Below are 5,570 nucleotides of genomic sequence, written 5' to 3'. Positions count from 1 at the left end.
AGGAATAGGTGCGGGCCTTACCCATCGGGATCTTGAGCAGCGCCTCCCAGACGCGAACCTGGAAGTCGGTGCCGATCATGACGACATGCAGCGGCTGGTCGGGGCGCCACAGCGTCGGGTCGAAGATACGGGCGGCATAGGGACCGGTAGCAGTCATGTCCTCGACATAGACGGCGTTCGGCCAGCGGCTGGACATGTCGGCGAAGGCGGCGCGTTCCTCGCCGGGGTCGCTGAACGCCAGGCCTGCAAGCCCGCGCTCGGTGGCCATGATCAGGGCGGTGCCGAACGGCGAGGAATGGAAGCCGTAGCGGATGGCGAGCCCGGCGCCGCGTGTCTTGTAGTCGCCCGGCGACATCGCCTCATGCGTGACGAACAGGTCATGCAGCCTGCCCGGGCCGGACATGCCCAGTTCGAACGAGGTCTCGAGCAGCGGCATGCCGGAATCGAGCAACCTGCGCGCATGGTCCAGCGTCACCGCCTGCAGGAAGGCTTTGGGCGACAGGCCGGCCCAGCGGGTGAAGAGTTTTTGCAAGCCGGTCGGCGTCTCGCCGACCTCCTCGGCCAGCTCTTCAAGGGAAGGCTGGTCACGATAGTCGAGACTGATCTTCTCGATGGCACGGCGCACGATCTCGTAGTCGCTGCCTTCAGGCGTGATATCCTTTTTGAGGACCGCGGTGTGTGTGCTCATGGAACTGTCTCCTTGAGCCGGAATATCGCCCCTCGGGGCGTCGATCGCCACCCGAAACTTGCCTTCCTGCGGCGCATACCCAGATGGACACGGAATTCGAGCCCAGGAACCGCTCGTGGCAGGCTCAGCGTGCCTTGGCGGTCGCCAGCGCCCGCGAAAAGGCGGTGGCAAAGCTCTCGCGGGAATCGGGGTCCAGGAACGATCCGATCGGCACGTTCTGCCCTTGGCCTTCCACCGTCATCCCTGTGATGCCGATCTCGGCGTGACGGGCCACCGAAAACCGCGCCCAGAACGGATTGAAGCGATGCGCTTCCGATTTCCCCGAGGGGGCGGTCTTGCGGATGTCGAGGCTGGTGCGCGAGACCGAGACTTCCTCGCGTGCGCGAGCGGCACGATAGTTGATGCGAAAGGCGATGTAGACGGCGACCACGTCGAGGCCGAAGAAGCCGAACACCGGCCAGGCGCCGCGCGACAGGAAAAACGCGCCTGTCACCAGCCAGCCGAACAGCAGCGCGCCCATCAGGATGAAGAAGCCTGTCCGGCCCAGCGACCGGTGCGGGGTGAGTAGAGCCTGAAAGAATGGCTCGTCGGCCTGAAACGAGGCGTTTGTGTCGCTCATGGCGGGATATTATAGGAGGGAAATGGCGAGCCCCAAGTCCAAAGATTCTTCCATGTCCAAAAAAGAGCTGTTGCCCGCACGGCGCGATGGGTCGAACGCCAAGCCACGCCCGCGGCCGGTGCGGCGCACCTCGCGCTACAGCCCGGCCGAAGTGCACGAGATATTCCGGCGCTTTTCCGTCCAGAGGCCCGAGCCGAAGGGCGAACTCGAACATGTCAACGCCTTCACGCTGCTGGTGGCGGTGGTGCTGTCGGCGCAAGCGACGGATGCCGGCGTCAACAAGGCGACGCGGGCGCTGTTCAAGGCCGCCGATACGCCTCACAAGATGCTGCCGCTGGGGGAGGCAAGGGTCGGCGAATATATCCGCACCATCGGGCTGTGGCGCAACAAGGCGAAGAATGTGATTGCTCTGTCGCAGGCGCTGATCCGCGACCATGGCGGCGAGGTACCCGACAGTCGCGATGAATTGGTCAAGCTGCCCGGGGTCGGGCGCAAGACTGCCAATGTCGTGCTCAACATGGCCTTCGGCCAGCACACGATGGCTGTCGACACGCATATTTTCCGCATCGGCAACCGGCTCGGGCTGGCGCCCGGCAAGACGCCGGAACAGGTCGAGCAAGGATTGTTGAAGATCATTCCGGACGAATATATGCGCCATGCACATCACTGGCTGATCCTGCATGGCCGCTACGTCTGCAAGGCGCGCAAGCCGGATTGCCCGGCCTGCGTCATCGCCGACATCTGCAAGGCCGAGGTCAAGACGACCGATGTGCCGGCACCGCTGGTGCCGATCGCACCGCTCGACCCTGTCGAAGAGATTCAGGACCGAAGCGGAGCGACGGCGTAATTCAACTCTCCTCCACAAACACCTCTTCGCGCTTTTTCTTGACCGCCGGCAGGAAGACGATGACGAGCACGGCGAGCGCGATGAGCAGCAGGCCGGCGCTGATCGGTCTGGTCACGAAGGTGCTCGGGTCGCCGCGCGAGAGGATCATGGCGCGGCGCAGGTTTTCCTCGAGCAGCGGGCCGAGCACGAAGCCGAGCAGCAGCGGCGCCGGTTCGCAGCGCAGCTTGGTCAGGAGATAGCCGAGGAAGCCGAAGAAGGCGACGGCATAGAGGTCGTAGACGTTGCTGTTGACGCTGTAGACGCCGATCGAGCAGAACGCCATGATGATCGGGAAAAGCACGTAATAGGGGATCGTCAGCAGCTTCACCCAAAGCCCGATCAGCGGCAGGTTGAGGACGATCAGCATCAGATTGCCGATCCACATCGAGGCGATGATACCCCAGAACAGCGCCGGCTGTTCGGTAGCGACATTGGGGCCGGGCACGATGCCCTGGATGATCATGGCGCCGATCATCAGCGCCATGACCGGGTTGGCTGGAATGCCGAGCGTCAGCATCGGGATGAAGGAGGTCTGCGCACCGGCATTGTTGGCCGATTCCGGTCCGGCGACGCCTTCGATGGCGCCCTTGCCGAACTCCTGCGGGTTTTTCGAGACGCGTTTTTCGACCGTGTAGGACGCAAAAGCTGCCAGGATCGCGCCGCCTCCCGGCAGGATGCCGAGCGCCGAACCGATGATCGTTCCGCGCACGATGGGCGCTGCCATGCGCCGAAAGTCCTCGCGGGTCGGCATAAGGCCCGTGACCTTGCGGATCATCACGGAGCGCTCATCCTCGTTTTCGAGGTTGCGCAGGATCTCGGCGACGCCAAAGACGCCGACCGCCACCGCAACGAAATTCAAGCCGTCGGCATATTCCCGGATTCCAAGCGTGAAGCGCGGCGTGCCGGTGTAGATGTCGGTGCCGACAATGCCGAGCAGCAGGCCGAGCACGACCATGGCCAGCGCCTTGACGATAGAGCCGTGGGCGAGCGCGACGGACGAAACCAAGCCGACGATCATCAGCGAAAAATACTCGGCCGCGCCGAATTTCAGCGCGATCGCCGTCAGCGGCGGGGCAAAGATGGCGACGAGGAACGTCGACACCGTGCCGGCAAAGAACGAGCCGATGGCCGCGATCGCGAGAGCCGCTCCGGCGCGGCCGTTCCTGGCCATCTGGTAGCCGTCGATCGCGGTCACGGCGGACGAGGATTCGCCCGGCATGTTGATGAGAATGGCGGTGGTCGAGCCGCCATATTGCGCACCGTAATAGATGCCGGCGAGCATGATGAGGGAGGAGACCGGGTCGCCGATCTGGAAGGTGATGGGCAGAAGCATGGCGATGGTCGCGGTGGCGCCGATGCCGGGCAGGACGCCGATCAGCGTGCCGAGAAGGACGCCGATCAGGCAGAAACCGAGGTTGGTCAACGACGTCGCCGTCGAAAAGCCGAGCGCGAGGTTGTCGAGGAGATCCATGCTCATCGCCTCACGATGCCAACCCCGGGGCCAGCCACGGGCCGAAGCGGCGGAACGGCAGGCCGAGCGCGTAGCTGAAGACGAGGAAGGCAAACAACGTCAGGCCGGCCGACAGCACGAGCGCGGTCAATGGCTTCATGCGGCGGCTGGCAAACGACGCGATCAGCGCCGTCAGGAAGATCGACGGGATGAATCCGAGGCCGCGCACTGTCAGGCCGAAGAAGATCGGAGCAGGCAGGATGAGCAGCATGCCGCGCCACGCAATGTGCCCGATCGCTTCGCCCTCGACGCGTACGGCCTGGACGAGAATGACCGCGCCAAGCAGGATCAGTACGATCGCCAGGACCAGCGGAAAATAGCCTGGCCCCATGCGCAAGGCGGTGCCGATTTCGAGACCGAGCGATTGCAGCGCGAACCATGCGCCGAAACCGATGAACAGGGCGGCGCACAGGCCGTTGGCCCTGTCGATCGCGAAAGGTTTCATGATGGTTCTCCCAAGCCCGCAGTGGGTAGCGATGCCGAGCGAAATAGGGGCGCTGGTGGCGCCCCTATTCAAATCTCAGTCGGCGTACTGGCCAGCGGCTTCGATGATCGGCTTCCAGCGCGCGATCTCGCTTTCCAGCTTGGCCTTCAGTGCGGCGGGCGTGGCATCGGCCTCGGGCGACGGCTTGGTGCCGAGTTCGGCGAAGCGGGCCGCGACGTTCTGGTCCTTCAGCGCGACCTGCAGCGATTTCGACAGGCGTTCGGTGATCTCCGCCGGCGTGCCCTTGGGTGCATAGAGACCATGCCAGATGCCGACCTGCACATCGGGGAGACCGCCTTCCACCGTCGTCGGCACGTCCTTCAGCACATCGAGGCGTTCCGGCGAGGTGACGGCATAGGCCTTGATCGTGCCACCCTGGATCTGCTTGGTGGTGTTGGTCGTCTGGTCGCACATGATGTCGACCTGGCCGCCGAGGAGATCGGTCATGGCCGGGCCGGTGCCCTTGTAGGGCACGGTGACCAGCGGCGTCTTGATAGCGCTCATGAACAGCATGCCGCATAGATGCGAGGCCGCACCGATGCCGGCATTGGCGACGGTTATGGAATCCTTGTTGGCCTTGGCGTACTCCACCAGCCCCTTGAGGTCGGTGGGCTCCAGGTCCTTGCGGCCGACGATGGTCATCGGCACCTCGGTGACGAGGCCGACATATTCGAAGGCGTTCAGCGTGTCGTAGGCGAGCTTTCTGTACAGCGTCGCACTTGTCGCCATGCCGATATGATGGAGCAGCAGCGTATAACCGTCCGGCTCGGCGTTGGCGACGCGGCCGGCACCCAGCGTGCCGCCGGCGCCGCCGACATTTTCGACGATGACCTGCTGGCCGAGATCCTTCGACATCGCTTCGGCGACGAGGCGCGTGACCGTGTCGGTCGGGCCGCCGGCTGCAAACGGCACCACAACGGTGATGGTGCGTTCAGGATAGGTCTGCGCGCCGGCAGTGAACCCATAAAGCGCGACGGCCGCAGCAGCAGCCAGAGTGGCGACAAATCTTCTCATCGTGATCTCCTCCCAATACGTAAATCTCCAACCGCTGCGCGGGGTCCTCTCAACACCCTGCAGATGGATCAACAACTAGCGCAAATTAACAGATTGCAACCGGACTCAAACGGCAAACTGCTGATGGGCGCCATCCTAATAGCCGTAGCCGCGCGCCATCGCCGCGGCAAAGACCGGGATCAGCAGGAAGATGAAAGCTTCGGCGCGGATATAGGTCTTCACGGACGCAAGCTCGGCCGTCGGCACCTGGAACGAGGCATTGCCGCTCGCCTGCCTGTTCCAGGATATGAAGCGGACGGTCGGGATGATCGACAGCAGGCCGACCATGACGAACGCCGCTATCTTGGCCCAGAACACCCATTTGTAGAC

7 protein-coding genes are annotated in these 5,570 nt (G+C 63.8%); 1 reads left to right on the top strand and 6 read right to left on the bottom strand.

The window, feature by feature from the left end:
* Window positions 1-688, bottom strand: a 688-nt coding sequence (locus EN750_RS16415) for a helix-turn-helix domain-containing protein (protein ID WP_127397030.1), incomplete at its 3' end; no start/stop codon positions are given.
* Between the two features lie 124 nt (window positions 689-812).
* Window positions 813-1,307 carry a DUF2244 domain-containing protein gene (locus EN750_RS16410; RefSeq protein ID WP_127397029.1) on the bottom strand — a complete coding sequence of 165 codons (495 nt, stop codon included), beginning with the start codon at window positions 1,305-1,307 and terminating at the stop codon, window positions 813-815.
* A gap of 22 nt (window positions 1,308-1,329) precedes the next feature.
* On the opposite strand from EN750_RS16410, the gene nth reads away from it, so the two are divergent.
* On the top strand, window positions 1,330-2,154 hold the full coding sequence (gene nth / locus EN750_RS16405; protein WP_127397028.1) for an endonuclease III: 825 nt from the start codon (window positions 1,330-1,332) through the stop codon (window positions 2,152-2,154).
* A 1-nt stretch (window position 2,155) separates the two neighbouring features.
* Here nth and EN750_RS16400 read toward each other — a convergent pair whose 3' ends face one another.
* The 4 genes from EN750_RS16400 to EN750_RS16385 all read right to left on the bottom strand — a co-directional run.
* A complete protein-coding gene (locus EN750_RS16400; RefSeq protein WP_127397027.1) occupies window positions 2,156-3,664 on the bottom strand; it encodes a tripartite tricarboxylate transporter permease in 1,509 nt (502 codons plus the stop codon).
* A gap of 10 nt (window positions 3,665-3,674) precedes the next feature.
* The gene (locus EN750_RS16395; protein WP_127328324.1) at window positions 3,675-4,148 is read right to left on the bottom strand and encodes a tripartite tricarboxylate transporter TctB family protein; all 474 of its coding nucleotides are present in this window, start codon (window positions 4,146-4,148) and stop codon (window positions 3,675-3,677) included.
* A gap of 75 nt (window positions 4,149-4,223) precedes the next feature.
* Window positions 4,224-5,201, bottom strand: coding sequence for a tripartite tricarboxylate transporter substrate-binding protein (locus EN750_RS16390; protein WP_127397026.1), 978 nt, complete (start codon window positions 5,199-5,201; stop codon window positions 4,224-4,226).
* Between the two features lie 135 nt (window positions 5,202-5,336).
* On the bottom strand, window positions 5,337-5,570 hold a 234-nt coding region (locus EN750_RS16385), incomplete at its 5' end, for a DUF2214 family protein (protein ID WP_127397025.1).

Source organism: Mesorhizobium sp. M7A.F.Ca.ET.027.03.2.1, from assembly GCF_003999175.1.
Taxonomy (GTDB): domain Bacteria; phylum Pseudomonadota; class Alphaproteobacteria; order Rhizobiales; family Rhizobiaceae; genus Mesorhizobium.
The sequence above is the reverse complement of the archived record's forward strand: the minus strand, read 5'-3'. Positions and strand labels throughout refer to the sequence as shown.

Coding starts and splice junctions, on each gene's coding strand:
- EN750_RS16395 (WP_127328324.1), bottom strand. CDS start 4,148: ATGAAACCTTTCGCGATCGACAGGGCCAACGGCCTGTGCGCCGCCCTG.
- EN750_RS16410 (WP_127397029.1), bottom strand. CDS start 1,307: ATGAGCGACACAAACGCCTCGTTTCAGGCCGACGAGCCATTCTTTCAG.
- EN750_RS16400 (WP_127397027.1), bottom strand. CDS start 3,664: ATGGATCTCCTCGACAACCTCGCGCTCGGCTTTTCGACGGCGACGTCG.
- nth (WP_127397028.1), top strand. CDS start 1,330: ATGGCGAGCCCCAAGTCCAAAGATTCTTCCATGTCCAAAAAAGAGCTG.
- EN750_RS16390 (WP_127397026.1), bottom strand. CDS start 5,201: ATGAGAAGATTTGTCGCCACTCTGGCTGCTGCTGCGGCCGTCGCGCTT.